Origin of the sequence: Streptomyces collinus Tu 365, from assembly GCF_000444875.1 — a bacterium.
Classification (GTDB): Bacteria; Actinomycetota; Actinomycetes; order Streptomycetales; family Streptomycetaceae; genus Streptomyces; species Streptomyces collinus_A.
The window spans coordinates 3,092,234-3,117,872 of the sequence record NC_021985.1; the positions used below are offsets into that span (position 1 = coordinate 3,092,234).

Genomic DNA, 25,639 nt, shown 5'->3' on the forward strand with positions numbered 1-25,639 from the left:
GGCCCGCAGTGCCCGCAAGGGGGCCACCCCTTGCGGGCGCTTTCGCGTTCCTACGGCGCGCGAGCCGCATTCGAGTGACCCGCCGCACCCTTGCCCTGCCACTGACGGACGCGATGGAGTGAGGCAACTGGATGCGCGTGTTGTTCGTGGGTCACGGCCCGGCCCACATCCCCTGGATCATCCCGCTCGCCTGGGCCTCCCGGCTCGCCGGGCACGACGTACGGGTGGCGGTGCGGCCGCAGTGCGTGGCACCGGTCACCCGGGCCGGGCTGGTCGCCGTGCCCGTCGGGGACGAGGCCGCGGCCGGCGCCGTGGCCGCGCGCCGGCTGCCCCTGGGCCCGGGCCGGCTGCGGCCGGCCGACCGGGCGGCCGGTGCCCTGGACGCCGACGTCGCCGACACCCTCGTCGAGAAGATGATCGCGGTCGCCGACACGCTCACCGACGACCTGGTCGCCTTCGCCCGCTTCTGGCAGCCCGACATCGTCGTCCACGACACCGCCGCCGCCGCGGGCCTGGTGGCCGCCGCGGCCGTCAAGGTCCCGGCCGTCGGCCACACCTGGGGCGTCTCGCTCGGCGTGCACTGCGAGGACGACGCCGACCTGCGGCCCTCGTACGCGCGGCTCTTCGAGCGGTTCGGCGTCGACCCGGTGGTCGGCCCGTCCGTCTGGATCGACCCGTGCCCGCCGGGCCTGCGCCCGCCGCACCCCGTGCGCCGGGCCGACATGCGCTACGTGCCGTTCGCCGGGCCGGCCGCGCTCCCGCCGTGGCTGCGCACGGGGCGGGACTCCGACCGGCCGCTGGTGTGCGTCACCGGCGGGGTCACCACCACCGCTCTCGACGAGGTCCGCGACCATGTCGTCGCCGGGCTGCGCGAGCTGGGCGCGGACGTGGTCCTCGCCGTCACCGCGGCCCAGGCGGAGAGCCTGCCCGAACTCCCGGACGGCGTGCGGGCCGTCGAGTCCTTCCCGCTGGACGTGCTGCTCGCCCACTGCGACGCGCTGGTGCACCACGGCGGTGTCGGCAGCGGGCTGATCGCCGTCACGCACGGCCTGCCGCAGCTGCTGCTCCCGCGGAACGCCTTCCAGGAGCACTGGTCCCATCTCGTCAGCGCCGCGGGCGCCGGGACCGCGCTGCCCGCCGACGCGGGCGAGGGCGCGGTCGGCACGGCCCTGCGGGACCTGCTGGCCCGCCCCTCCTACCGGCAGCGGGCCCACGCGCTGCGGGCCGAGATCGACGCGATGCCCACCCCCGACCGGCTCGTGGGCTTCCTCGAGGAGTGCGCGAGAGCCGGTCACACCGACGTCCCCACTCCCGCGGAGGCAGGAAGACGATGACCGTGCAACTCCTCGCGCCCGCCGTGCAGGCCGAGGCGCCCAGGTTCACACGGGGCGCGACCATGCACGCCCTGTTCCAGGACGCGGCCCGTCGCTTCCCGGAGGCGACCGCGCTCGTCCACGGCCCGGCCCGGGTGTCGTACCGCGAACTGGACGCGGCCTCGGACACCCTGGCGGCGCTCCTGCAGGAACAAGGGGTGCGGCCCGGCGACCTGGTGCCGGTGCTGCTGGAGCGCGGCACCCGGCTGATCGCGGTCCTGGTCGCGCTGTTCAAGTGCGGGGCCGCCTACTCCGTCCTGGACCCGCGCTGGCCGGCCGAGCGCCTGCGCACGCAGATCGCCCAGCTCGACGCGCCGCTGCTCGTCACGGCCTCGACCGGTGCCTGGCCGGTGCCGGCGTGGGCGCCGCCCGCCGAGGACCTGACGGTCACCGCGGCGCGCGGGCTGCGTCCGGCGCCGGTGGCGGTGAGCGGCGGCGACCCGTGCGCGGTGTTCTTCACCTCGGGCACGAGCGGCGCGCCCAAGGGCGTGGTCTCCCTCCACGAGAACGCGGTGCGCCTCTTCGACGAGCACACCTTCGCCGAGCTGGGCCCCGGCACCGTGATGCCGCAGACCGCGCCGCCGACCTGGGACGGCTTCACCCTGGACTGCTGGAGCATGCTGCTCACCGGCGGCACGACGGTGCTGCTCGACGAGCCGGTGCTGGTGCCGCGCGCCCTGCGCGCGCTCATCGCCGAGGACGGCGTGAACGCGGCGTTCATGACGACCCAGCTGTTCAACATGCTGGTCACCACCGACGTGGGCGCGTTCGCGGGCATGAAGTGGCTGGCCGTCGGCGGCGAACGGGCCGCCCCCACCCGCATCCGCCGCTTCCTGGCCGAGCACCCCGGCATCCGGCTGCTCAACGTGTACGGTCCCGTCGAGTGCGGGGCGATCGTCACCGCGCACGACATCCGCCCCGAGGACTGCGACGACCCCGCCGGGATCCCGCTGGGCCGCGAACTCGCCCACACCGACGTGGTGGTGCTCGACGGCGACCGGGTCTGCGCCTCCGGGGAGACGGGCGAGCTGTGCCTCGGCGGTCCCGGCCTGGCCCGCGGCTACCTCGGCCGGCCGGAGCTGACCGAGGCGGTCTTCGCCACCGTCGGGGGCCGGCGCGTCTACCGCACGGGCGACCTGGGCCACCGCACCGCCGGGGGCGTCCTGCACTACACCGGGCGCGGCGACCGGCAGATCAAGGTCCGCGGGCACCGGATCGAACCCGCCGAGGTCGAGCGGACCGTCGAGCGGGTCCCCACGGTCACCGGCGCGGCGGTCGTGCCGCTGCCGAAGCCGGACGGCTCGTACCACGGCCTCGCCCTCTTCTACACGCGCGCCGACGACCGCGGCACCGGCCCCGAGGAGCTGCGCGAGCGGCTCGCCTCGCTGCTCCCGGAGTACCTGGTCCCCCGCCATGTCCACCTGCTGGACCGCTTCCCGCTGCTCGCCAACGGCAAGCTCGACCGGCGCGAACTCGCCGCACGGGCCCGCACGGAGCAGCCGGCCGGACCGGGCTCCGGCGGGCCGGCGCTCGACGGTACGGCGCTCGACGGTACGGCGGGCGCGGTCGCCGAGGCGTTCCGGACGGTGCTGGGCACCGGTCCCGTGCCGGAGCACGCGTCGTTCTTCGAACTGGGCGGCAGCTCGCTGGACGCGGCCCGGCTGTGCCAGCACCTGGACGACACGCTGGGCGCGGCCGTGCAGCTCTCGCAGCTCTTCCGCACGCCGACGGTGCGGGGCCTCGCCGACTGGCTGGACTCCGCCCCGCGGGCGGGCGAACCGTCGGGCACCGGCCCCGAGGGGACTCCGGGCGAGGTCGTCCTGCCACCGCAGCAGGCCGGCTTCCTGTGGGCCGGCGCCCACGACAGCACCGGTATCGGCGGGCTGTGCCGGCTGACCTGGTGGCTGTCGGGCCCGGTCGACCTCGCCGCCCTGGAACTGGCCGCCGGCGACGTGCAGCTGCGCCACCAGTCGCTGCACGCCCGGTACGTGCTGCGCGAGCAGACGGCGCTGGCCGTGCTGCCCGAACGGCCCGCGCCGGCCGAGTTCCTGCGCCTGCCGGACGCCGACGACGAGACGGCGGCGGTCGAGCACTGGCTGGCCGCGGTGTTCACCCCGCTGGCCGTGGACGAGGGCCGGGTGTGGCGGTGCGCGGCACTGCGCAGCCGGGACACCGGCCGCACCCTCTTCGGCCTGGTCGCCCACCACGTCGCCTTCGACGGGGCCTCCGAGACGGTCCTCGCCGCCGACCTCGCGTTCGCCTACACGGCGCGCGCCGAGGGCCGCGCGCCCCGCTTCCCGGCCCCCGCGGCGAGCCTGGCCCAGGTGGCCGCCGACCACCGGCGCGCCCTGTCCCGTGCCGATCTGACCGCCCAGCGCGCCTTCTGGGAGGAGCTGCTGGACGATCCGGAACCGCTGCGGCTGCCCGGCCGGACCGGGAGCACCCGGTCGGCGGGTCCCAAACACGGCCGCTCCGTGCGCCTGCCGGGCGAGGAGCTCGCCCGCTGGGACGCCCGGGCCCGGGCGCTGGGCACCACCCGTTTCGCCCTGCTCGCGTCGTTGTTCGGCGTCGTGCTGCGCGAGCTGGGCGGGCAGCGCGACATCCTGGTCAAGGTCCCCGTGGCCCGGCGCGGCAGCGGTGTGCTCGCGACGGCGGTGACCTGCCGCGTCGACCTGGTGTACCTGCGCTTCCGGCCGCCGGGCACGCAGGACACGGCGGCGCACGCGGACGCCCTGGCGAGCGCCGTGGCGAGCACCGACGCGTCGCTGGCCGCCATGGAGCTCGGCGGAGCGGCCCTGGACCACATCCTGGTGTGGTCCGGCGGCAGCGAGGCACTGCCCTCCATCCCCACCTTCCTGATGCAGGACGACCCGGCCCCGGTGCTCGAACTTCCGCACTGCACGGCCGAGTTGCTGCGCATCGACAGTCCCGTCATGTCCACCGAGCTGGAGCTCGACGTGCGCCTGCGCGGCAGCGGCGCGGACGTGACCGCCACGGTCCGCACCGACCGGCTGCCCGCGGAGCTCGCGGACGCCGTCGTGACCGCCTACGCCGAGGCGGTACGGCGCGGACCGGCCGAGCTGCCCGCCGACCCCGAGGACCCCTCATGCGCGTACTGATCCTGAGCACCCCCGAATCCACCCACTTCACGACGATGGTCCCGCTGGCCTGGGCGCTGCGCGGGGCCGGGCACGAGGTGCTCGTCGCCGGCCAGCCGGACATCGTCCCGGCGGCCCGGTCGGCCGGCCTGTCCACGGTCACCGTCGGCCGCGCGTTCCACGCCAAGGACCTGCTGAGCCCGCCGCTGCCGCCGGACCGGCGCCCCATCGAGGTGGCGGGTCCGACGACGCCGAAGATGATCGCCATCGGCTCCAAGGTGTGGGTGCTGCACGCCCGTTACCTGTTCCCGCGCTACCTGGAGGTGGCCCGGCAGTTCCGGCCCGACCTGGTGGTGTCGGAGCAGATGGACTACGCGGCCCTGCTGGTGGGCGGAGTCCTGCGGATCCCGGTCGTCTCGCACCGCTGGGGCGTCGACCCGCTGAGCCCGCTGATGCGTCAGACCGCGGTCGACTTCCTGCAGGGCACCTGCGACCGCAACGGCATCGAGGGCGGGCTCCCGCTGCCGGACGTCGTCCTCGACCCGGCGCCGCCGGAGCTGCTCTACCCGGGCACCCCGGCGGCGACCCCGATCCGGCACATCCCGTTCAACGGCACCGGGGCCGTCCCCGCGTGGCTGCGGCGGCCCGGCGACAAGCCGCGGGTCGTCGTCTCCATGGGCCGGCAGACGATCGCGCTCGGCGGGATCCCGCTGTTCCGCACGGTGATCGAGGCGTTCGGCCGGCTCCCGCACCTCGAGGGCGTCTTCACCGTCCAGGACGAGTACCTGGACGCGCTGGGCCCGACCCCCGCCAACGTGCGGCTGATCTCACCGGCGCCGCTGAGCGGGTTCCTCGGCGCTTGCGCGGCGATCGTGCACCACGGCGGCGCCAACACCCTGATGACGGCCACCGGGGCCGGTCTCCCGCAGCTGGTGCTGCCGCAGCTCGCCGACCAGTTCGCCGGCGGCGAGCTGCTCGCCGCCACCGACGCCGCCATCTCGCTCGGCACCGCCGACGAGCAGAACGACCCGGCGACCGTCGCCGAAGCCCTCGACCACCTCCTCGGCGCCGAGCGCCACGCGAAGGGCGCCGCCGGACTCGCGCGCTCCGTCGCCGCCATGCCGAGCCCCGCCGCCGTCGTCCGCGACCTGGAGAACCTGCGATGCGCGTCCTAGTCATCAGCACCCCCGTCGACACCCACTTCCTGCCGATGCTGCCCCTGATCAGGGCGCTCGCCGACGCCGGGCACGAGATCCTGGTGACCGGCCAGCCCGACGTCACCGACGCCGCCGCGGCGGCAGGGCTGGCCACGATCACCTTCGGGGAGGCCTTCCACTCCGAGGACCTGCGCGGCGGCAGGCGGCCCGCCGACCGGCGCCCCATCGAGGTGTCCGGGCGCCCGGACCGGCAGCAGATCGGCGGGGTCGCCCAGGTGTGGCGCAACCACGTCCCGTACTTCCTGCCGGACTACCTGGAGGTGGCCCGCGAGTGGCGGGCCGACCTGGTGCTGTCCGAGCACATGGAGTTCGCCGGGTCGATCATCGGCGCGCTCCTCGGCATCCCCAGCGTGCAGCACCGCTGGGGCGTCAACCCGACCTCCCCGGCCATGCTCGGCTTCGTCCGCCTCTACCAGGAACCGGTCTGCGCGCGGGTCGGCCTGGACTCCGTGCCGGTGCCCGACCTGCTGCTCGACCCGGCGCCGCCGTCCCTCGCCGACCGCGAGGCCCCGGCCGCCGAGCCGATCCGCCCCGTCCCCCACACGGAGCCGGGCGGCCCCTGGACGTACCGCACCCCGCCGGGCCGCCGGGTGGCCGTCGCGCTGGGCGGGCACACCCTGGACCTCGGCGGCGCCGGCCTGCTGCGGCGGGTGGTGGACGTGCTGGGCCGGGTGGACGGCGTCGAGGCGGTGGTGTCCGCGGCGCCCCGGCACCGCGAGGCGGTCGGCGCCCTGCCGGACGGCATGACGTACACCGCGCTGACCGCGCCCGGCTCGCTGTTCGCGGAGGCCGACCTGGTGGTGCACCACGGTGGCGCCGGCTCCACGCTGGGCGCCGCCGCCCTCGGTGTCCCGCAGCTGGTGCTCCCGCAGCTCGGCGACGCCTTCGTGGCCGGCGACCGGATCGCGGGCGCGGGCGCCGGTCTGACGCTGGACTCGGCGGAGCTCCAGAACGACCCGGCCCGGCTGACCGACGCCGTACGGGCGCTGCTCGAGGAGCCCGCCCACCGCACGGCCGCGGCCGCCGTGCGCGCCGAGACCGACGCGATGCCGGCACCTGCCGACATCGCCGTACGGCTGGAGCGGCTGGCGGCCCGGCAGGGGGTGCCGGCATGACCGTGGAGGCGCCCGTGGCGCGGCCGGACAAGCCGGAGAAGCCGGCGAAGGAGCCCAACCCGCACGGCATGACCGACGTCCAGGTGCTGGTGTTCATCGTGTGCGCGATGGCGACCATGACGCTGGCCCTGCTCGACGGCTCCATCGTCTCCTCCGCCGTCCTGCCGATCGTGCGCGACCTCGACCCGGCCCACGGCATCGACCGCTTCCCCTGGCTGATCACGTCCTATCTGCTCGCCGCGACCGCCGCCCAGCCGCTGTACGGCAGGCTGAGCGACAGCTACGGGCCGCGCCGGATCTACCTCACCGCGCTGGCCACGTTCCTGGCCGGTTCCGCGCTGTGCGCGAGTGCGCAGTCGCTGACCCAGCTGATCTTCTTCCGTGCCGTGCAGGGGCTCGGCGGCGGCGGCCTGATGAGCATGACGCTGATCGTGATCGCCACGCTGTACCCGCCCAAGTCCCGCGCGGGCCGCTCGAACACGGGCGGCGCGCTCATCGCGGCGGGCATCGTCGCGGGCCCGGCGATCGGCGGCCCGCTCAGCCAGGAGCTGTCCTGGCGGTGGATCTTCCTGCTCAACGTGCCGCTCGCCGGGCTCGCGCTCGCCGGCATCACCTGGGCGCTGCGGCTGAACGTGCGCGGGACCCGGCAGCCGGTCGACTTCTTCGGCTCGGTCCTAGTCGCCTCCGCCACCTGCGCCCTGCTGCTCGGCGTCAAGACCTACGGCGAGCAGCACTCGTTCTCGGGCTCGGTGGTGCCGTACTTCTACGGCGGCCTGATGATGTTCGTGTTCTTCGCGGTCCGCCAGCTGAAGGCGGCGGACCCGCTGATGCCGCTGACCCTGTTCCGGGACCGGGTGTTCCGGCCCGCCGCGATCCTGCAGTTCGTGGGCGGGTTCGCGCTGCTGTCCCTGCCGGTGTTCCTCATCAACTACCTGAACATCGTGCGCGGGGTGGACCTCGACGCCGTCGGGCTTCACCTGATCCCGCTCGCCGTCGGCGTGGTCCTGGTCTTCGTCGTCTGGGGCCGGGTCATCGCCCGCACCGGACGCTGCCGGCCGGTCCTGATCGGCACCACGGCGACGGCGGTCGCCGCGACCGCCGGGCTCGCCCTGACCGTGGCCGACGCTCCCCTGTGGCAGCTGGACGTGCTGCTGGTGCTGCTCGGCGCCGGCCTCGGCGGGGTCACCCAGATCGCCCTGTTCATGACCCAGTCGGCGGCCGACCCCGAGCAGCTCGGCGTGGTCACCACCACCTCGCGGTTCGCCACCATGCTGGGGACCACGATCGGCGGCAGCGTGCTCGGCGCGGTCCTGAGCGCCCGGTTCGCCTCGTCCGCCAAGGCGTCCGGGATCACCGACCCCGATGCCGCCGCGGCCCGCCTCGCCGGACTCCCGCCCGCCGTCCGGCACCTGGTGCGGGGCGCCTTCGCCCACGCCACCGGCACGGTCCTGCTGACCGCCGCCGGACTGCTGCTGCTCGCCCTGATCACCGCACTGCTGATGGGCGAGGTCCATGTCGACGAACTCAACGAAGCCGCCGAGGAGGCGCGAGAAGATGCGCGTACTGATGCTGAGCACCCCCTTTCCGACCCACTTCACCCCGCTGGTCCCGCTGGCCTGGGCGCTGAAGGGGGCGGGCCACGAGGTGACGGTGGCCGCCCAGCCTGACGTCACCGACGCGGCCCGCGCGGCGGGGATCACGGCCGTCGACATCGGCGACCGGTTCCACGGCCTGGACGTCCTCCAGCGCCATCTGCCGCCGGGGGTCCGCCCGCTGGAGCTGATGGGGCCGACCCCGCCGGAGAAGATGGCGGGCACCACCAAGCTGTGGGAGACCCACGCCCGGTACCTGCTGGGCTCCTACCTGGAGTTCGCCCGTGAATGGCGTCCCGACCTCGTCGTCTCCGAGCAGCTGGAGCTGGCGGGGCCGGTCGTCGCCGCGGTGCTCGGGGTGCCGTCGGTGCAGGTGCGCTGGGGCGTCGACCCGCTCAGCGGCCCGTCCCGCGCCTCCGCCCGCAACTTCCTGCACGGCACCTGCGTCCGGCTCGGCCTCGACGGTCTGCCCGACCCCGACCTGCTCCTCGACCCGTGCCCGCCGGCCCTGCGCCATCCCACCGCCCCGCCGGGCAGCCCCCTCGGCCACGTCCCCTACAACGGCGTGGGCACCGTGCCCGAGTGGCTGCGCGTCCCGGCGCCCCAGGGCGTGCGCCGGGTGGCGGTCTGCCTGGGCAACCAGACGCTGGTGCTCAACGGCAGCGGGTTGTTCCGCACGATCATCGAGTCGTTCGAGGGGCTCACGGACGTGCAGGCGGTCGTCACCGCCGCCCCCGAGTACCACGAGGGCTTCGGCCGGCTCCCGGACAACGTGCGGGTGGTCGAGCCGGTGCCGCTCAACCTCTTCCTGCGGGACTGCGACGCGCTGATCCACCACGGCGGCGCCAACACCACCATGACCGGCTGCCACTTCGGACTGCCGCAGGTCGTCCTGCCGCAGCTCGTCGACCAGTTCGCGTCGGCCGAGCTGCTCGCCGCGGCGGGCGCCGCCCGGGTGCTCGGCGAGGCGGCGCCGCAGAACGACGCGGCGCTGGTCCGGGCCGCCGTCACGGAGGTCCTCACCGACGACCGGTACCGCAAGAGCGCGCGGGAGCTGCGCGACGACATGGCCGCGATGCCGAGCCCGGCGGAGATCGTGGCCGACCTGGAGCGGCTGGCCGCCGGCGCCTGACCGGCCCGACGGGAAGGGCCCCGACCGGATCTTCCGGTCGGGGCCCTTTCGGTTCGGTCGGGGATCAGCCGCGGTTCTTCTTCAGGGCGTCACTCACGAACTTGGCGGCGAGGATCAGCGCGACGGTGACACCGAGGCCGATGAAGAGGTGCGTCATGGTGTTTCTCCTTGTGTGAGGGGTTGGGATGTGACGGGTCGGGATGTGACGGGCCGTGAGGCCGGGAGACGGGACGTCGTCCGGTCGGGCGGTTCAGCGGGCGACGGCGGCACGCTGGGCGCGGAGCACGCCCCACAGGGCCGCCGGGGTGGCGAAGGTCGCGGCGGTGAGGGTCTCCTCCGGGAACTCCACGCCGTAGGTGTCCTCCAGGCGGACCAGGAGCTCGATGGTCGCCATCGAGTCGAGACCGGCCTCCTTGAGGTCGCGGGCCGGGTCGACCGGGTCCTGGCCGGCCAGCCGCGGCAGCACGGAGCGCAGCAGCTGCTCGAAGTCGTGGTCCGGGATCGTCGTCATGATGTCTGCTCCTTGGAGGCGTGGGCGTGCTGCTCGCGGCGCAGCCGCTGCTTGTCGGTCTTGCCGTTCGGGGTGAGGGGCAGCTCGTCGACCGGGTGGCAGGCGGCGGGGACCTTGGCGGCCTCCAGCCGCTCGCCGAGGTGCGCGAGCACGGCGTCGGGGGTCAGCTCCGTGACGGCGTACAGGGTGAGGTCGTGGCCGTCGGCCGGGGCGAGTGCCGCGGCGGCGGTGACGCCGGGGATGTCCAGGGCGGCCGTCTCGATCTCGAGGGTGCCCATGCGGACGCCCTTGCGCTTGAACAGGTCGTCCCGGCGGCCCTCGAAGTAGAGGTGGCCGTCCGCGTCCAGGTGGCCGTAGTCGCCGGTGTGCAGGGTGATCCCGCCGGTGACCGGGTCGGGGCGGAAGCGCAGCGCGGTCTGCTCGGGAGCGCGCCAGTAGCCGGCCATGACGTGCGGGCCGCGTACGGCGATCTCGCCGACCGTGCCGGGCGGCAGCGGGGTGCCGTCGTCGGCGAGGACCAGCACCTCGGTGCCGTCCAGGGCGCGGCCGACCGAGCCGGGCCTGGCCAGGTCGCCGTCCGGTTCGAGGACGGTGATCCGCTTGCACTCGGTGGTGCCGAACATCGGCGACACCCGGGCGTGCGGGAAGGCGGCGCGCAGCCGGGCGATGACCGGCGCGGTCAGGGCCGCGCCGGTGTTGGTGAACAGCCGCACCGGGGGCGCCGCCCGGCGGTCGCGGCGGGAGAGGGTCAGCAGCATCTCGGCGAGCGACGGCACGAGCGGTACGACGGTCACACCGTGCTCGTGCAGGGTGCCCAGCAGCCGTACGTGGCGGTCGGGTTCGGTCAGCACCAGCTGGGCGCCGGCGAGCACCGAGAGGAAGATCTGGTAGAGCCCGTAGTCGAACGACAGCGGCACGGCGGCGAGGACGACGTCGTCCTCCCGGTAGTCCAGCCGGGCCTGGATGGCGCGGGCCGCGAAGACGATCGGGGCGTGCGGGCTCGCCACGGCCTTGGGGGCCGAGGTGGAGCCGGAGGTGTAGATCAGCAGACCGAGGTCGTCGGGGCGCACGGGGGCGGTGTCCTCGGCGGCGCGGGCGCCGGCGCGCAGCCGCTCCTCGGCGCCGGCCCGGGCCTCGGCGAGCGACACGACCGGGCGGTCCGTCAGCTCCCGCAGGACGGAGGCGTCGTCGCCCTCCTGCGCCACCAGCAGGACGGGGTCGCAGTCCGGCACCACGGTGTTCAGGTGGAAGCGCTTCATCGCCGGGTTGACCGGGACGAAGACGATCCCGCGGCGCAGCGCGCCGAAGAGCAGGGCGGTGAACTCGCGGACGTTGCCGACCCGGGCCAGCACCCGGTCACCGCGGCGCACGCCCCGGTCCTCGGTGAGCCAGTCGGCGTACGCCCGTGACCAGGCGTCGAGTTCGGCGTAGGTCCACGCCCCCGAGGCGTCCCGCACGGCGGGGGCGTCGGGCCGGGCGGCGACCGCCGCGGCGAGCAGGCCGTCGACGGTGTCGGCGGCCACCAGTGTCTGAGTCGTCATTCGGCAACCTCTTGGGGCGATCGGGTCCGTCGGAGCGGAAGTCGGTCCCGGCCAGCGTCACCGCCCCCGCTCGACCTGTGGTGGAGCCGCTCTCGCACCGCGGCGGCCTGCCCGCGCTCAAGTCCGCTGCGAGGAGCCGGTCCGATGGTGACCGCGGCAGCAAGCCCCATGAAGACGACGACCCCGCCGCGACGACGTCCGACGGGGAAGGAGGCAGCACAGGATGAACGCGCAATCCCGGCAGTCCGGCGGCTCCGGCGGCGCAGCACCCGGCGGTCGCCCGCTGGACCTCGGCGTCTTCTTCTTCGCCGCGGTCGGCGACCGGTCCGAGGACACCTACCGGCTGATGCTGGACGCGGCGCGCCGCGCCGACGAACTCGGCTTCGGCTTCGTGTCGACGCCCGAGCGCCATTTCCACCGCTTCGGCGGCGCCTTCCCGAACCCGGCCGTCACCTCGGCCGCCATCGCCGCCACGACCCGGCGGATCCACATCCGGGCGGGCAGCGTGGTCACCCCGCTGCACCCGGCGTCGCGGATCGTCGAGGACTTCGCCGTGGTGGACGGCATCTCCGGCGGCCGGGTGGGAATCTCGGTGGGGTCCGGCTGGAACGTCAACGACTTCGTCATCGCGCCCGGGAAGTACGAGACGCGGCGCGAGCAGATGGCCAAGGACGTGACGGACATCCGCGAGGCCTGGCGCACCGGTCGCTGGAGCGGCACCACCCCGCTCGGCGACGAGGTCTCGCTGCCGCTGTACCCCCGCCCGGTGCAGCGGGAACTGCCGGTGTGGGTCACCGCGTCGCGCAGCGAGGGCACCTTCGTCCAGGCGGGCCGGCTCGGCTGCAACATCCTCACCCACCTGGAGAACCAGGACGTCGAGTCGCTGGCCGACAAGGTCGCCCTGTACCGCGCGGCCCGCGCCGAGGCCGGTCTCCCGGGACCCGGCACGGTCACCGTGATGATGCACACCTACGTGGCCGAGACGTCCGGGCAGGCCCGTGAGATCGGCGGCGGGGCCCTGCGCGACTACCTGCTGTCCGCCATCGACCTGGAGGCCGGCGCCGTCCGGGCGGGCGGCCGGATGAGCGGCGACAAGGCGGGCCGGGACGTGCTGTCCGCGGCCCGCGCCCAGCGGAAGCTGGCCGAGCTGGGCGTCAACCGCTACCTGTCCGGCAACTCCCTGATCGGTTCGGTCGAGGAGTGCACCGAGACGGCCCGCCGGGTGCGCGCCGCCGGCGTCGACGAGATCGCCTGCCTGGTGGACTTCGTGCCGGACGCGCAGCAGGTGCTCGGCTCGCTGGAGCTGCTCGACGCCGTACGCCGTGACGCCGCGCGGGCCGCCGAGCTCGTGGCGGCCCGCTGACCTCAGGAGGTCCCCCCGTGCCGACGATCCTCGCCGTCTCCGGCAGCCCGTCGCCCGTCTCGCTCACCCACCGGGTGCTCACCCGCGCCGCCGAACGGCTCGGCGCACGCGGTCACCTGGTCGACGTGCTCGCCGTACGCACCCTGCCGGCCGCCGAACTGCTGGCCGCCGACACCTCTCACCCGGGCGTCGCCGCCGCCGCGCGGCGGTTCGCCGAGGCCGACGCGGTGGTCCTCGCGACCCCCGTGTACAAGGCCGGGTACTCCGGCCTGCTGAAGGCCTACCTGGACCTGCTGCCCCAGTTCGCGCTGGACGGCAAGGTCGTTCTGCCGCTGGCCACCGGCGGCTCCCTCGCCCACGTACTCGCCCTCGACTACGGCCTGCGCCCCGTCCTGATGTCGATGAAGCCGGCCGCCGTCGCCGAGAGCTTCTTCGTGCACGCCGAGCGGGCCGAGGCCATGGGTGACCTGCTCGACTCCGCCACCGACCGGTTCGCGGAACTCGTGGAAGCCCTGCACCGGCCCGCCCGCCGTCTGGCGCCGGCGGCCGCCTGACCCATGACTGACACACCGAACTCCACGGAAGAGGCCCCCATGAAGGCTCTTGTGCTGGCCGGCGGAACGGGATCCCGGCTGCGCCCGTTCAGCTACTCCATGCCCAAACAGCTCATCCCGATCGCCAACAAGCCGGTCCTGGAGCACGTCCTGGACAACATCCGCGACATCGGCGTCACCGAGATCGGCATCATCGTCGGCAACCACGCCACCGAGATCGCGGACGCGCTCGGCGACGGCTCCCGCCTGGGTGTGCGCATCACGTACATCCCGCAGGACCGCCCGGCCGGTCTCGCGCAGACCGTGCAGCTGGCCCGCGGGTTCCTCGGCGACGACGACTTCGTGATGTACCTCGGCGACAACATGCTGCCCGAGGGCATCGAGGAGGCGGCCGCCGAGTTCCGCGCCCTGCGCCCCGCCGCCCAGGTCCTGGTCGCGCAGGTCGAGGACCCGCGCGCCTTCGGGGTCGCGGAGGTCGACGCGGACGGCGTGGTGGAGCGGCTGGTGGAGAAGCCCCCGGTCCCGCGCTCCAACCTGGCGCTGATCGGCGTGTACTTCTTCACCCCGGCCGTGCACGAGGCCGTCGACTCGATCGAGCCGAGCGCCCGGGGCGAGCTGGAGATCACCGACGCCATCCAGTGGCTGGTGACCGGCGGCCGGACCGTGCGGGCCCAGGAGTACGCCGGCTACTGGAAGGACACCGGCCGGGTCGAGGACGTCCTGGAGTGCAACCGGATGCTCCTGGACGGCGTGACGCGCCGGGTCGAGGGCGAGACCGACGAGGACACGGTGCTGATCGGCAACGTCGTCCTGGAGGCCGGGGCCCGGGTCGTCCGCTCGTTCGTGGTGGGCCCGGTGGTGATCGGCGCGGGCACCCTGCTGGAGGACAGCCACGTCGGCCCGTACACCTCGATCGGCCGGGACTGCGTCCTGACCGACGCCCATCTGGACCACTCCATCGCGCTGGACGGCGCCTCGGTCTCCGGCGTGCGCGGGCTGCGCGGCTCGCTGCTGGGCCGGTCCGCCGCCGTCACCGGCGCCCAACTGGAAGAGCGCCACCACCGCCTGGTGGTCGGCGACCACACCCGCGTGGAGGTCGCGGCATGAGCAAGAGGATCCTGGTCACCGGCGGTGCGGGCTTCATCGGTTCGCACTACGTCCGCACACTCCTGGACGGCGGCTACGAGGGCTACGAGGACGCCGAGGTCACCGTCCTCGACAAGCTGACCTACGCCGGCAACCGTGACAACCTGCCCGCCGCCCACCCGCGGCTGACGTTCGTCGAGGGCGACATCTGCGACCTGCCGGCGTTGCTGGACCTGTTCGCGGGCCACGACGCGGTGGTGCACTTCGCGGCCGAGTCGCACGTGGACCGCTCGCTGGAGTCGGCCGCGGAGTTCGTCGCCACCAACGTGGGCGGCACGCAGAACGTCATGGAGGCGGCCCTGCGCACGGGCGTGGAGCGGGTCGTGCACGTCTCCACCGACGAGGTGTACGGCACCATCGACGAGGGCTCCTGGACGGAGGAGTGGCCGCTGCTGCCCAACTCCCCCTACGCGGCGTCCAAGGCCGGCTCCGACCTGATCGCCCGCGCCTACTGGCGCACCCACGGCCTGAACGTCTCGGTCACCCGCTGCTCCAACAACTACGGGCCGTACCAGCACCCGGAGAAGCTGATCCCGCGCTTCGTCACCAACCTGCTGGAGGGCGAGACGGTCCCGCTGTACGGCGAGGGCGCCAACATCCGCGAGTGGCTGCACGTCGACGACCACTGCCGGGCGATCCAGCTGGTGCTGACCCGGGGCCGGGCCGGCGAGATCTACAACGTGGGCGGCGGCAACGAGCAGACGAACCGGCAGATCACCGAGCGGCTGCTCGAACTGACGGGCAACGACTGGTCCCGGGTGGTGCGGGTCGCCGACCGCAAGGGCCACGACCTGCGCTACTCGCTCGACGAGTCCAAGATCCGCGAGGAGCTGGGCTACACGCCCCGCGTCACCTTCGAGGAGGGCCTCGCCGCCACGGTCGACTGGTACCGGGACAACCCCGGCTGGTGGAAGGCGGTCAAGCACGGCGCCGGGGAGGACCGGCGATGACGGGGACCGCCCCCGAGGTGCTCGTGGTCGGTGCCGGCCCGGTCGGGCTGAGCGCCGCCCACGAGCTGGCCCGGCAGGGGGTGTGGGTCCGCCTGGTGGACGCCGCGCCCGGCCCGGCCACCACCAGCAGGGCGCTGGCCACGCACGCCCGCACCCTGGAGACGTACGACCAGATGGGCGTCCTGGACGACCTGCTGCCGCGTGGCCAGCGCGTCGAGCACTTCACGCTGCACCAGAACGGCCGCCGGCTGATCCGCTTCGACACGGACTACAGCCGGCTGCCGACCCGCTTCCCGTTCACGCTCATGGTCGACCAGGTGATCACCGAGGAGGTGCTGCGCGACGCGGCGGCCCGGCACGGTGTCACCGTCGAGTGGGGGGTGCGGCTCGACCGCTTCGAGGATCTGGGGGAGGACGGCGTCCGCGCCCACCTCACCGGCCCCGACGGCCGCGCCGAGACCGTCACCGCCGGCTGGCTGGTCGGCGCCGACGGCGGCCACAGCACCGTCCGCAAGCAGCTCGGCCTGAAGCTGGCGGGCGAGTCGAGCGAGACCTGGCTGATCGCGGACGCGGTCGTCGACTGCGACCTGCCGAGGGACAGCATCCACTGGATGCGCACCCCTCGGGGCACGGTGATGATGGTGCCGTTCCCCGACGAGGGCAAGTGGCGCCTGCTCGACACCGCGGAGACGTCGTACGGCGGGGACGACCGGATGGTCGCGGACCGCTTCGCCGCGAAGATCAGCGCCGGCACCGGGAAACCCGCCCGGGTCGAACTGCCCGGCTGGGTTTCGGTCTTCACGATCCAGCAGCGCATGATCCCGCAGATGCGCGAGGGCCGGGTGCTGCTCGCGGGCGACGCCGCGCACGTCCACAGCCCCGCCTCCGGGCAGGGGATGAACACCGGGGTCCAGGACGCGGTGAACCTCTCCTGGAAGCTGGCGGCGGTCCTGCGCGGCGAGGCGAGCGACTCGCTCCTCGACTCCTACGGCGCCGAACGGGTGCCGGTCGGGGCGGAGCTGCTGCGCACCACCAAGGTCGCCACCCTGCTGGTCCAGCTGCGCAGCCGCAGGGCGGCCGCGTTCCTGCGCACCGCCTTCACCGTGCTGCGCAACATCCCGCCCCTCAAGGGCCGCGTCCAGCGCAAGATCATGGGCGGCATGTCGGCCCTCGGCCTCGGCTACGGCGCCGGTCCCCTCACCCTCGAAGACCCGTCCGCCCGGCCGGTCCGGCCCGGCGACCGGCTCGCCCGGGTCGACGCGGCCCGCGCCGGCGGCTCGCCGGAGTGGCAGCGGGTGCTGGCCGAACTGCGCCGTCCGGAATGGCTGCTGCTCACCCACGGCCCCGCGGCGGAGGGGCAGCCGCGCACGCTGTCCCTGTCCGACCCGTCGGTCGCCGCCGACCTCGGTCTGCGCGCGGGCGACTGGCTGCTGGTCCGCCCCGACGGCTACGTGGCCGCCCGCGGGAGCGCCGGGCAGTCCCCGTCGGCGGCCCTGGCGTCGCTGGGCATCCGGCTGGAGACGTTCACCCGGGCCGCCTGACCGGCGCACACAGGGCCGAGGCCCGCCCCGACGCGTCGGGGCGGGCCTCGGCCCTGTGCGGTCAATGCGGGAGCGCGCGGGGCGCACGGCGCCCTACGCGGCCCGCCGTCCCCGCTTCCCGTACAGCTCCAGGCACTGCTCGTACGACGGCAGCATGCCGAGCGCCGCGGCCTCGGCGACGGTCACCGCGTTCGCGTCCTTCTCCGAGAGCAGCGGCTCCCCGGTGAGCCACTTGGCCCACGGCAGGCCCAGCTCCGGGTCGAGCGCCCGCAGGTCGAGCTGCGTGCCCGGCACGTACTCCGTGGAGCAGAGGTAGCTGATGCAGGTGTCGTCGGTGAGCGCGACGAAGCCGTGCGCCAGGCCCTCCGCCACGAACACCGCCCGCCCGCTGCGGGCGTCCAGCACGGTGCAGTCGTACGTCCCGAAGGTGGGCGAGCCCACCCGCACGTCGACCACCACGTCGAGCAGCACCCCGCGCACGCAGCTGACCAGCTTGGCCTGCCCCGGCGGGATGGCCACGCCGTGCAGCCCGCGGATCGTGTTGCGGGCCGACGCCGAGTAGTTGACCTGCCGGGGCAGGAAGGAGTGTCCGGTCTCGGCTTCGAGCCGGTCGTACCGGTAGGACTCGTGGAAGCTGCCGCGCGGGTCCGGCAGCAGCCTCGGCATGATGCGGTACGCGTCCGGCACAGCGGTCTCTTCGATCCTCATGCCGCGGCACGGTAGGGGCCCCTACTCGATTCTCGGTGGCGCCGGGGGCGACGGGTCCAGCCGTGCCCTAGCGGGACCCGCCACAGTGCCGCCCTCCACTGACGACTGGGAAGGCGGGGACGGTGTCGGCGATCGATCGACGGTCACAGGACGGGCGCGCGGTACTGGTGCTGGGCGCCTCGGGGTTCGTGGGCGGGCACGTGTGCCGCGCCTTCGCGGCGGCGGGCTGGCGGGTGGCGGGCGTGGCCCGTACGGCCCGGTCCGCGGCCCTCCCGTACGAGATCCACGAGCTCGACCTGGTGCGGGCCGAACCCGCCCGTATCGCGGAGCTGGTCCGGCGCCACCACGCCGACGTGGTCGTGAACGCGGCCGGCGCGGTCTGGGGCGTCACCGAGGACGAGATGGACCTGGGCAACCGGGACCTGGTGCGGCGCCTGGTGGAGGCCGGGCCGCCTCGGCTGATCCAGCTGGGCTCGGTGCACGAGTACGGTCCGGTGTCGCGCACCGCGATCACCGAGACCACCCCGACGGCGCCCGTCACCCCCTACGGCCGGTCGAAACTGGCCGGGGCGCGGGCCCTGCTCGACTCCGGCGCCGACGGGCTCGTCCTGCGCGTGTCGAACGTGTCGGGCCCCGGTACCTCCCCGCTCAGCCTGCTGGGCATGGTCGCCGCGCACCTGGCGTCCGGGTCCGCCGAGCCCCTGCGGCTCGCGCCGCTGCTCGCCCACCGGGACTTCGTGGACGTGCGGGACGTCGCCGACGCGGTGGTGCGCGCCGCGGCCTCCGGGGCGACCGGACGGGTCGTCAACATCGGCGGCGGCGCGGCGGTATCGGTGCGTGACCTGGTCGGCCGCATGGCCTCGGCGGACGGTCGCGGCGTCCGGATCGTGGAGGCTCCCGTCGCGGGCGGCCGGCCCCCGGAGGCCGAGTGGCAGCGCATGGACGTCACCCTCGCCCGCACCCTGCTCGGCTGGCAGCCCCGCACCGGCCTCGACGAGTCGCTGCACGACCTGTTGTCCAGTGCCGTTCGAGCAGCGGCGCCCACGATGTCCGCATCGGCCCACCGCTGACGGCCACGTGCCGGACTCTCCAGGGAGGCAGGACCAAGATGAGTGACACGAAGGCACGGATACTGAGTCAGGTGCGCGACTACCACCTGGAGAAGGAGTCGTCGCAGGTCTTCCGTCCCGGCGTCGACGAGATCTGGCCGTCCGGCGCGGTGCTCGGCCCCGAGGACCGGGCCGCCCTCGTGGAGGCGGCCCTCGACATGAAGATCGCGGCCGGCACCCACTCCCGCCGGTTCGAGTCGCGCTTCGCCCGCTACATGAAGCACCGCAAGGCGCATCTGGTGAACTCCGGCTCGTCGGCGAACCTGCTCGCCCTGTCGGCCCTCACCTCACCGCATCTGGAGGACCGCCGGCTCCGGCCCGGCGACGAGGTCGTCACGGTCGCCGCCGGCTTCCCCACGACCGTCAACCCGATCATCCAGAACGGCCTCGTGCCCGTCTTCGTCGACGTCGAGCTGAAGACGTACAACACCACGGCCGAGCGCATCAAGGCCGCGGTCGGCCCGAAGACCCGCGCCATCATGATCGCGCACGCGCTCGGCAACCCCTTCGAGGTCGCCGACGTCGCGCGCATCGCCGAGGAGAACGGCCTCTTCCTCATCGAGGACAACTGCGACGCCGTCGGCTCCCTGCACGACGGCCGGCTCACCGGCACCTTCGGTGACCTGACGACCGTCAGCTTCTACCCGGCGCACCACCTCACCATGGGCGAGGGCGGCTGCGTGCTCACCTCGAACCTCGCGCTCGCCCGGATCGTCGAGTCGATGCGGGACTGGGGCCGCGACTGCTGGTGCGAGCCCGGCGAGAACAACCGCTGCTTCAAGCGGTTCGAGTACCAGCTGGGCAGCCTGCCGGCCGGGTACGACCACAAGTACATCTACTCGCACGTGGGCTACAACCTGAAGGCCACCGACCTGCAGGCCGCACTCGGGCTGACCCAGCTGGCCAAGGTCGACGCGTTCACCGCCGCCCGCCGTCACAACTGGAGCCGGCTGCGCGAGGGCCTGGACGGCGCCCCGCACCTGATCCTGCCGGAGGCCACGCTGAACAGCGAGCCCAGCTGGTTCGGGTTCGTGATCACGGTCGCCCCCGACGCGCCGTTCACCCGCAAGGAGCTGGTGGACTTCCTGGAGGCCCGCAAGATCGGCACCCGCAACCTGTTCGCGGGCAACCTCACCCGGCAGCCCGCCTACCAGGACGTGCCGCACCGGGTGGTCGGCGACCTCACCAACTCGGACATCATCACCGAGCAGACCTTCTGGATCGGCGTCTATCCCGGCCTCACCGACGAGATGACCGACTACATGGTCGCGTCCGTCCGTGAGTTCCTCGCCGGCCGGTGACACCCGGAGCCGTCCGCTCCCGCACCCGCCGCTCCTCCGCGTTGCACAGCCCCTCACGTCCTTGACAAGGAGAGACCCCATGTCGTCGATACTCATGGAGTTGACGCGCCCGCCGTCCGTGGTCCAGCCTCGCGAGCCGGCCTCGGTGGCCGACCGGATAGCGGCGTCCGCGGCGGCCACGGCGGGACGCATGACCACCGGCGCCTTCCACGACTGGTTCGCCGGCCGCGGGAAGGCGGGCCGCTTCAGCGTCGAGCGCATCCCCTTCTCGAAGCTGCGCGGCTGGTCCTTCGAGCCGGACACCGGCAACCTGGTGCACGCGAGCGGCCGCTTCTTCAGCGTCGAGGGCCTGCACGTCACCGCCGACGACGGCCCGCACCGGGAGTGGTACCAGCCGATCATCAAGCAGCCCGAGGTCGGCATCCTGGGCATCCTGGTCAAGGAGTTCGACGGCGTCCTGCACTTCCTGATGCAGGCCAAGATGGAGCCGGGCAACCGCAACCTGCTCCAGCTCTCCCCCACCGTGCAGGCCACCCGCAGCAACTACACCAAGGTCCACAAGGGCACGGACGTCAAGTACATCCAGTACTTCACCGGTCCCGAGCGCGGCCGGGTCCTCGCCGACGTGCTGCAGTCCGAGCACGGCTCGTGGTTCTTCCACAAGAGCAACCGCAACATGATCGTCGAGGTGGACGGCGACGTCCCGCTCGACGAGGACTTCTGCTGGCTCACCCTCGGCCAGCTCAACGAGCTGCTGCACCACGACAACCTGGTCAACATGGACTCGCGGACGGTGCTGGCCTGCCTGCCGGCGTACCGTCCCGAGCCGCCCGCCGGGGACGGCTTCGCGCACGCCCTCGCCCGCTCCCGCGACCCGCAGGCCGGCGCGCTGCTCACCGACGTGGACCTGCTGTCCTGGTTCACCTCCGAGCGTTCCCGCTACGACGTCCGGGCCGAGCGCATCCCGCTCGCGGAGGTGCCCGGCTGGACCCGCGACGAGGCCCGGATCGGCAAGGACGACGGCCGCTGGTTCGACGTCGTCGCCGTCGAGGTGCAGGCCGGCAACCGCGAGGTCACCAGCTGGACCCAGCCGCTGATCGAGCCGTCCAGCCGGGGCATCGCGGCCTTCCTCACCCGCTCCTTCGGCGGCGTCCTGCACGTCCTGGCCAACGCGAAGGTCGAGGGCGGCTTCCTCGACACCGTGGAGCTCGCGCCGACCGTGCAGGCCTCGCCGGACAACTTCGCGGGGATCCCGGTCCGGCCGCCCTTCCTCGACCTGGTGCTCTCCGCCGCCCCGGACCGCATCCGCTACGACGCCGTCCACTCCGAGGAGGGCGGCCGCTTCCTCTACGCCGAGAACCGCTACCTGGTCATCGAGGCGGACGAGTCCGAGGCGCCGATGCTGCCGCCCGCCGGCTACCAGTGGGTGACGGTCGGCCAGCTCTCCGAACTGGTCAAGCACGGCCACTACGTCAACGTGCAGGCCAGGACCCTGCTCGCCTGCCTGAACGCGATGTCCCCGACCACGGACGCCGCCGGACCCGACTCCCTGGGAACCCGATCACATGACTGAACGTCCGCTGCGCGTCGCCGTCCTCGGCACCGCGGACATCGCCCGCCGCCGTGTCCTGCCCGCCCTCTCGGCGGATCCGGACGTGGAGCTGACCGCCGTGGCGAGCCGGAGCGGCGAGCGGGCGCGGGAGGTGGCGGGCCCCTACGGCTGCGCGGCGGTCACGTCGTACGAGGCGGTCCTGGACCGGCCCGACGTGGACGCCGTCTACGTCCCGCTGCCCGTCTCCCTGCACGCCGAGTGGGCGCGCCGCGCGCTCGCCGCGGGCAAGCACGTCCTCGCGGAGAAGCCGCTCACCGCGCACGCGCACACCACCGCCGAACTCCTCGGGCTGGCCCGCGCGGCGGGGCTGGCCCTGATGGAGAACGTCATGTTCGTCCACCATCCGCAGCACGCGGTGGTGCGCGAACTCGTCGCCGCCGGGACGATCGGCGAACTGCGCGCGTTCAGCGCGGTGTTCGCCGTTCCGCCGCTGCCGGCCGGCAACATCCGCCACCGGCCCGAACTCGGCGGCGGCGCCCTGCTCGACATCGGCTACTACCCGGTCCGGGCGGCCCTGCACTTCCTCGGCTCCGGCCTCGACGTGGTCGGTGCGGCCCTGGAGCACTCGGCCGGCTCGGCGGTGGAGACGTCCGGCGCGGTCCTCGTGCGGACCCCGAAGGGCGTGCTCGGACAGCTCGCCTTCGGCATGGAGCACGCGTACCGGTCGGCGTACGAACTCTGGGGCAGCGAAGGCCGGATCCGCGTCGAGAGCGCGTTCACCCCGCCCGCCGGCCACAGCCCGACGGTGTGGGTGACGGACGGCGCCGGATCGCGCGAGCTGTCCCTCGCGCCGCACGACCAGGTGGCCGCGACCGTGCGGGCGTTCGTCGAGGCCGCCCGCTCCGGCGGGGTCGGCGACGCCGCCGCGGCGGAGTGCCTGGAACAGGCCACGCTCCTGGACGCGGTACGGACGCGGGCGGCACGGCAATGACCTGGTTCGCGGCCTCGGCCCAGGCGGACCCAGGAGGGACGGAGGAACGATGAGTACGACGGCGACCACCGCCGCGAGGGTGGCCGAGCTGCACGGGATCCGTGCGCAGGCTCTGGCGGGCCCCGGCGGGAAGGCGACCGAGGCGCAGCACGCCAAGGGCAAGCTGACGGCTCGGGAGCGCATCGAGCTGCTCCTGGACCCGGGCTCCTTCCAGGAGGTCGAGCAGCTGCGCCGGCACCGGGCGACCGGGTTCGGCCTGGAGGCGAAGAAGCCGTACACCGATGGTGTGATCACCGGCTGGGGCACGGTCGAGGGCCGCACGGTCTTCGTGTACGCGCACGACTTCCGGATCTTCGGTGGCGCGCTGGGCGAGGCCCACGCCACCAAGATCCACAAGATCATGGACATGGCCATCGCGGCCGGTGCCCCGCTGGTCTCCCTCAACGACGGCGCCGGCGCCCGCATCCAGGAGGGCGTCTCCGCCCTCGCCGGCTACGGCGGCATCTTCCAGCGCAACACGAAGGCCTCGGGTGTCATCCCGCAGATCTCCGTGATGCTCGGCCCGTGCGCCGGCGGCGCGGCCTACAGCCCGGCGCTGACCGACTTCGTGTTCATGGTCCGCGAGACCTCGCAGATGTTCATCACCGGCCCCGACGTCGTCAAGGCCGTCACCGGCGAGGAGATCACCCAGAACGGCCTGGGCGGCGCCGACGTCCACGCCGAGACCTCCGGCGTGTGCCACTTCGCCTACGACGACGAGGAGACCTGCATCGCCGAGGTGCGCTACCTCCTCTCGCTGCTGCCCCAGAACAACCGCGAGGCCCCTCCGGTCGGAGCGACCGGCGATCCGGCCGAACGGCGCACCGAGGCCCTGCTCGACCTGGTCCCGGCGGACGGCAACCGGCCCTACGACATGCGCCGTGTGATCGAGGAGATCGTCGACAACGGCGAGTACCTGGAGATCCACGAGCGGTGGTCGGCCAACGTGCTGTGCGCACTGGCCCGCCTCGACGGCCATGTCGTCGGCCTGGTCGCGAACCAGCCCCAGTCCCTCGCCGGAGTGCTGGACATCGGGGCGAGCGAGAAGGCGGCCCGCTTCGTGCAGTTCTGCGACGCCTTCAACATCCCGCTGATCACGCTGGTCGACGTCCCGGGCTTCCTCCCCGGCGTGGACCAGGAGCACGGCGGCATCATCCGGCACGGCGCCAAGCTCCTCTACGCCTACTGCAACGCGACCGTGCCCCGCATCTCGCTGATCCTGCGCAAGGCCTATGGCGGTGCCTACATCGTCATGGACTCCCAGTCGATCGGCGCCGACCTGACGCTGGCGTGGCCGACGAACGAGATCGCGGTCATGGGCGCGGAGGGCGCGGCCAACGTGATCTTCCGCCGCGACATCGCCGCCTCGGCCACCCCGGAAGCGGTCCGCGAACAGAAGATCAAGGAGTACCGCTCGGAGCTGATGCACCCGTACTACGCGGCCGAACGCGGTCTGGTCGACGACGTCGTCGACCCCGCCGAGACCCGTGCGGTGCTCTCCTCCGCCCTGGCGATGCTCCGCACCAAACACGCCGACCTGCCCGCCCGCAAGCACGGCAACCAGCCTCAGTGAGGCACACCCCGCAGCCCCTCGCGAAGGAGACCGTATGTCACCCACCCCGTCCGGCGAACCACTGTTCCGCGTGGTCCGCGGCACCGCCGACGAGTCCGAACTCGCCGCCCTCGCCGTCGTCCTCCTCGCCCTGAACTCCCCCGAGCCGATGCCCGCCCCGGTCACGCCGCTCGCGGCCTGGCGCCGCCCGGCCTACACCCATCCGACCAGCTGGCGGGAAGCCGCCTGACCCGTCCGGCCGGTCCGGCACGGGCCCTCCCGGGCCGCGTGCCGGACCGGCCGGGCTCACGTGGTCCGCGCCCCGGCCTGATCGCGGCTCCGCACGGCCGGGACCCCGTCGAGCTCGATCCCGAACCGGTCCCGGTACACCGTGAGCACCTCCTCGTCCGTGCCCAGCTCCCGCGCCTCCTTCCGGCCGCCGGGCGCCGTCGTCGTCAGCGTCCGCCCGGCGAGGGTGATCCGCCCGCCGTCCTCCGTCACCCGCGAGCAGACCAGCGAGCGGGTGAAGTGGGACCGCGGCGAGGTGCTGTGCCACCAGGCGCCCGCCGCGAAGTCCCCGAGAGCGCGCGGCCGCGTCTCCAGCCGGTACTGCGGCCTGCCGTCCCGCTCGACGTCCAGGTCCGCGCCGTCGGCCGGGTCCCCCTCCCCGCCGCCGACCACCCCGGCGTCGTCGGGACCGGCCTGCGCCACCCGGAACACCCCGCCGGGGTCCGGCTGCTCCCCGCGCTCCGCGAAGGCCAGCGGCCAGTGACTGTGCGCCCCGAACCCGACGTCGGCCAGCCAGTCACCGCCGTCCGCCGTCCGCACCCGCAGCGCGAGGTGGTCGTAGGGGATGCCGAGCCGCCCTCCGTCCCCGTGGACCCGCGCCGCGAGCAGCCGGACCTCGTAGCCGAGGGAGGTCAGCAACGCCCCGAACGCGCCGTTGAGTTCGTAGCAGAAACCGCCCCGCCGCCCCTCGACCACCTTGTCCAGCAGCCGCTTTTCCTCCAGCACGATCTCCTCTCCGAGGTGGATGGACAGGTTCTCGAAGGGCACGGTCAGCAGATGGCGCAGGTGCAGGTCGCGCAGGGGCTCGGTGGTGGGGCGCTGCGGGCGGGTGGCACCGAGCCGGCGGAGATAGGCGTCTGCCTGTGCTGAGTTCATGCTCCCAGTCTCGGCGAACGCTCGGCGCGTCGGTGGCACTCGTGGCACTGGGTGGTCCCGGGTGCGGCCCCGGGCTCGGGGCCGGCCGCG

General features: G+C 73.8%; 21 protein-coding genes. 17 read left to right on the plus strand and 4 right to left on the minus strand.

Going from position 1 to position 25,639, the window contains the following annotated elements; genetic code table 11:
• The first annotated feature begins 131 nt into the window (after positions 1-131).
• From B446_RS13365 to B446_RS13390, 6 genes are read left to right on the plus strand one after another with little or no spacing between them, the layout of a single operon-like run.
• Positions 132-1,334: a nucleotide disphospho-sugar-binding domain-containing protein gene (locus B446_RS13365; protein WP_020939974.1), complete on the plus strand. Its 1,203-nt coding sequence runs from the start codon at positions 132-134 to the stop codon at positions 1,332-1,334.
• On the plus strand, positions 1,331-4,492 hold the full coding sequence (locus B446_RS13370; protein ID WP_020939975.1) for a non-ribosomal peptide synthetase: 3,162 nt from the start codon (positions 1,331-1,333) through the stop codon (positions 4,490-4,492). The genes B446_RS13365 and B446_RS13370 overlap by 4 nt, the downstream gene beginning before the upstream one ends.
• Positions 4,480-5,646: a nucleotide disphospho-sugar-binding domain-containing protein gene (locus B446_RS13375; protein ID WP_020939976.1), complete on the plus strand. Its 1,167-nt coding sequence runs from the start codon at positions 4,480-4,482 to the stop codon at positions 5,644-5,646. The genes B446_RS13370 and B446_RS13375 overlap by 13 nt, the downstream gene beginning before the upstream one ends.
• Positions 5,634-6,803, plus strand: coding sequence for a nucleotide disphospho-sugar-binding domain-containing protein (locus B446_RS13380; protein ID WP_020939977.1), 1,170 nt, complete (start codon positions 5,634-5,636; stop codon positions 6,801-6,803). Before B446_RS13375 ends, B446_RS13380 begins: the two co-directional genes overlap by 13 nt.
• Entirely contained in the window at positions 6,800-8,470 is a 1,671-nt protein-coding gene (locus B446_RS36440; RefSeq protein ID WP_020939978.1) for an MFS transporter, read from the plus strand. Before B446_RS13380 ends, B446_RS36440 begins: the two co-directional genes overlap by 4 nt.
• Entirely contained in the window at positions 8,358-9,527 is a 1,170-nt protein-coding gene (locus tag B446_RS13390; RefSeq protein WP_052352151.1) for a nucleotide disphospho-sugar-binding domain-containing protein, read from the plus strand. The genes B446_RS36440 and B446_RS13390 overlap by 113 nt, the downstream gene beginning before the upstream one ends.
• Before the next feature lie 250 nt (positions 9,528-9,777).
• Here B446_RS13390 and B446_RS13395 read toward each other — a convergent pair whose 3' ends face one another.
• Positions 9,778-10,038 carry a phosphopantetheine-binding protein gene (locus tag B446_RS13395; protein ID WP_020939980.1) on the minus strand — a complete coding sequence of 87 codons (261 nt, stop codon included), beginning with the start codon at positions 10,036-10,038 and terminating at the stop codon, positions 9,778-9,780.
• On the minus strand, positions 10,035-11,579 hold the full coding sequence (locus tag B446_RS13400) for an AMP-binding protein (RefSeq protein WP_020939981.1): 1,545 nt from the start codon (positions 11,577-11,579) through the stop codon (positions 10,035-10,037). Before B446_RS13400 ends, B446_RS13395 begins: the two co-directional genes overlap by 4 nt.
• Positions 11,580-11,802: 223 nt before the next feature.
• Here B446_RS13400 and B446_RS13405 point away from each other — a divergent pair, with 223 nt between their 5' ends.
• From B446_RS13405 to B446_RS13425, 5 genes are read left to right on the plus strand one after another with little or no spacing between them, the layout of a single operon-like run.
• Positions 11,803-12,942, plus strand: coding sequence for a MupA/Atu3671 family FMN-dependent luciferase-like monooxygenase (locus tag B446_RS13405; RefSeq protein WP_020939982.1), 1,140 nt, complete (start codon positions 11,803-11,805; stop codon positions 12,940-12,942).
• Between the two features lie 17 nt (positions 12,943-12,959).
• A complete protein-coding gene (ssuE, locus tag B446_RS13410) occupies positions 12,960-13,496 on the plus strand; it encodes an NADPH-dependent FMN reductase (RefSeq protein WP_020939983.1) in 537 nt (178 codons plus the stop codon).
• A 39-nt stretch (positions 13,497-13,535) separates the two neighbouring features.
• Positions 13,536-14,603, plus strand: coding sequence for a glucose-1-phosphate thymidylyltransferase (locus tag B446_RS13415; protein WP_043475520.1), 1,068 nt, complete (start codon positions 13,536-13,538; stop codon positions 14,601-14,603).
• The gene (rfbB, locus tag B446_RS13420) at positions 14,600-15,592 is read left to right on the plus strand and encodes a dTDP-glucose 4,6-dehydratase (RefSeq protein WP_020939985.1); all 993 of its coding nucleotides are present in this window, start codon (positions 14,600-14,602) and stop codon (positions 15,590-15,592) included. Before B446_RS13415 ends, rfbB begins: the two co-directional genes overlap by 4 nt.
• On the plus strand, positions 15,589-17,133 hold the full coding sequence (locus B446_RS13425; RefSeq protein ID WP_020939986.1) for an FAD-dependent oxidoreductase: 1,545 nt from the start codon (positions 15,589-15,591) through the stop codon (positions 17,131-17,133). The genes rfbB and B446_RS13425 overlap by 4 nt, the downstream gene beginning before the upstream one ends.
• Positions 17,134-17,226: 93 nt before the next feature.
• On the opposite strand, the gene B446_RS13430 is transcribed toward B446_RS13425, so the two are convergent.
• Positions 17,227-17,841, minus strand: a complete 615-nt coding sequence (locus tag B446_RS13430; protein ID WP_043475523.1) for a dTDP-4-dehydrorhamnose 3,5-epimerase family protein — start codon at positions 17,839-17,841, stop codon at positions 17,227-17,229.
• 122 nt (positions 17,842-17,963) lie between these two features.
• Here B446_RS13430 and B446_RS13435 point away from each other — a divergent pair, with 122 nt between their 5' ends.
• From B446_RS13435 to B446_RS13460, 6 genes are all read left to right on the plus strand, one after another.
• Positions 17,964-18,911 (plus strand): NAD-dependent epimerase/dehydratase family protein, encoded by a 948-nt coding sequence (locus tag B446_RS13435; protein ID WP_158506753.1) that lies wholly within the window; start codon positions 17,964-17,966, stop codon positions 18,909-18,911.
• A 38-nt stretch (positions 18,912-18,949) separates the two neighbouring features.
• Positions 18,950-20,251 (plus strand): lipopolysaccharide biosynthesis protein RfbH, encoded by a 1,302-nt coding sequence (rfbH, locus tag B446_RS13440; RefSeq protein ID WP_020939989.1) that lies wholly within the window; start codon positions 18,950-18,952, stop codon positions 20,249-20,251.
• A 79-nt stretch (positions 20,252-20,330) separates the two neighbouring features.
• Positions 20,331-21,824 (plus strand): NDP-hexose 2,3-dehydratase family protein, encoded by a 1,494-nt coding sequence (locus B446_RS13445; RefSeq protein ID WP_020939990.1) that lies wholly within the window; start codon positions 20,331-20,333, stop codon positions 21,822-21,824.
• Positions 21,817-22,794: a Gfo/Idh/MocA family protein gene (locus B446_RS13450; protein ID WP_020939991.1), complete on the plus strand. Its 978-nt coding sequence runs from the start codon at positions 21,817-21,819 to the stop codon at positions 22,792-22,794. The genes B446_RS13445 and B446_RS13450 overlap by 8 nt, the downstream gene beginning before the upstream one ends.
• Positions 22,795-22,843: 49 nt before the next feature.
• Positions 22,844-24,406 (plus strand): acyl-CoA carboxylase subunit beta, encoded by a 1,563-nt coding sequence (locus tag B446_RS13455; RefSeq protein WP_020939992.1) that lies wholly within the window; start codon positions 22,844-22,846, stop codon positions 24,404-24,406.
• Between the two features lie 34 nt (positions 24,407-24,440).
• Positions 24,441-24,635: an acyl-CoA carboxylase epsilon subunit gene (locus B446_RS13460; RefSeq protein WP_020939993.1), complete on the plus strand. Its 195-nt coding sequence runs from the start codon at positions 24,441-24,443 to the stop codon at positions 24,633-24,635.
• A gap of 56 nt (positions 24,636-24,691) precedes the next feature.
• Here the strand turns inward: B446_RS13460 and B446_RS13465 are convergent, their stop codons facing one another.
• Entirely contained in the window at positions 24,692-25,549 is an 858-nt protein-coding gene (locus B446_RS13465; protein ID WP_020939994.1) for an arylamine N-acetyltransferase family protein, read from the minus strand.
• Positions 25,550-25,639 lie beyond the last annotated feature (90 nt).

Bases quoted from the DNA above. Each gene is read 5' to 3' on its own strand.
- B446_RS13365 (WP_020939974.1), top strand. From the start codon at position 132: ATGCGCGTGTTGTTCGTGGGTCACGGCCCGGCCCACATCCCCTGGATC.
- B446_RS13370 (WP_020939975.1), top strand. From the start codon at position 1,331: ATGACCGTGCAACTCCTCGCGCCCGCCGTGCAGGCCGAGGCGCCCAGG.
- B446_RS13375 (WP_020939976.1), top strand. From the start codon at position 4,480: ATGCGCGTACTGATCCTGAGCACCCCCGAATCCACCCACTTCACGACG.
- B446_RS13380 (WP_020939977.1), top strand. From the start codon at position 5,634: ATGCGCGTCCTAGTCATCAGCACCCCCGTCGACACCCACTTCCTGCCG.
- B446_RS36440 (WP_020939978.1), top strand. From the start codon at position 6,800: ATGACCGTGGAGGCGCCCGTGGCGCGGCCGGACAAGCCGGAGAAGCCG.
- B446_RS13390 (WP_052352151.1), top strand. From the start codon at position 8,358: ATGCGCGTACTGATGCTGAGCACCCCCTTTCCGACCCACTTCACCCCG.
- B446_RS13395 (WP_020939980.1), bottom strand. From the start codon at position 10,038: ATGACGACGATCCCGGACCACGACTTCGAGCAGCTGCTGCGCTCCGTG.
- B446_RS13400 (WP_020939981.1), bottom strand. From the start codon at position 11,579: ATGACGACTCAGACACTGGTGGCCGCCGACACCGTCGACGGCCTGCTC.
- B446_RS13405 (WP_020939982.1), top strand. From the start codon at position 11,803: ATGAACGCGCAATCCCGGCAGTCCGGCGGCTCCGGCGGCGCAGCACCC.
- B446_RS13415 (WP_043475520.1), top strand. From the start codon at position 13,536: ATGAAGGCTCTTGTGCTGGCCGGCGGAACGGGATCCCGGCTGCGCCCG.
- rfbB (WP_020939985.1), top strand. From the start codon at position 14,600: ATGAGCAAGAGGATCCTGGTCACCGGCGGTGCGGGCTTCATCGGTTCG.
- B446_RS13425 (WP_020939986.1), top strand. From the start codon at position 15,589: ATGACGGGGACCGCCCCCGAGGTGCTCGTGGTCGGTGCCGGCCCGGTC.
- B446_RS13430 (WP_043475523.1), bottom strand. From the start codon at position 17,841: ATGAGGATCGAAGAGACCGCTGTGCCGGACGCGTACCGCATCATGCCG.
- rfbH (WP_020939989.1), top strand. From the start codon at position 18,950: ATGAGTGACACGAAGGCACGGATACTGAGTCAGGTGCGCGACTACCAC.
- B446_RS13445 (WP_020939990.1), top strand. From the start codon at position 20,331: ATGTCGTCGATACTCATGGAGTTGACGCGCCCGCCGTCCGTGGTCCAG.
- B446_RS13450 (WP_020939991.1), top strand. From the start codon at position 21,817: ATGACTGAACGTCCGCTGCGCGTCGCCGTCCTCGGCACCGCGGACATC.
- B446_RS13455 (WP_020939992.1), top strand. From the start codon at position 22,844: ATGAGTACGACGGCGACCACCGCCGCGAGGGTGGCCGAGCTGCACGGG.
- B446_RS13460 (WP_020939993.1), top strand. From the start codon at position 24,441: ATGTCACCCACCCCGTCCGGCGAACCACTGTTCCGCGTGGTCCGCGGC.
- B446_RS13465 (WP_020939994.1), bottom strand. From the start codon at position 25,549: ATGAACTCAGCACAGGCAGACGCCTATCTCCGCCGGCTCGGTGCCACC.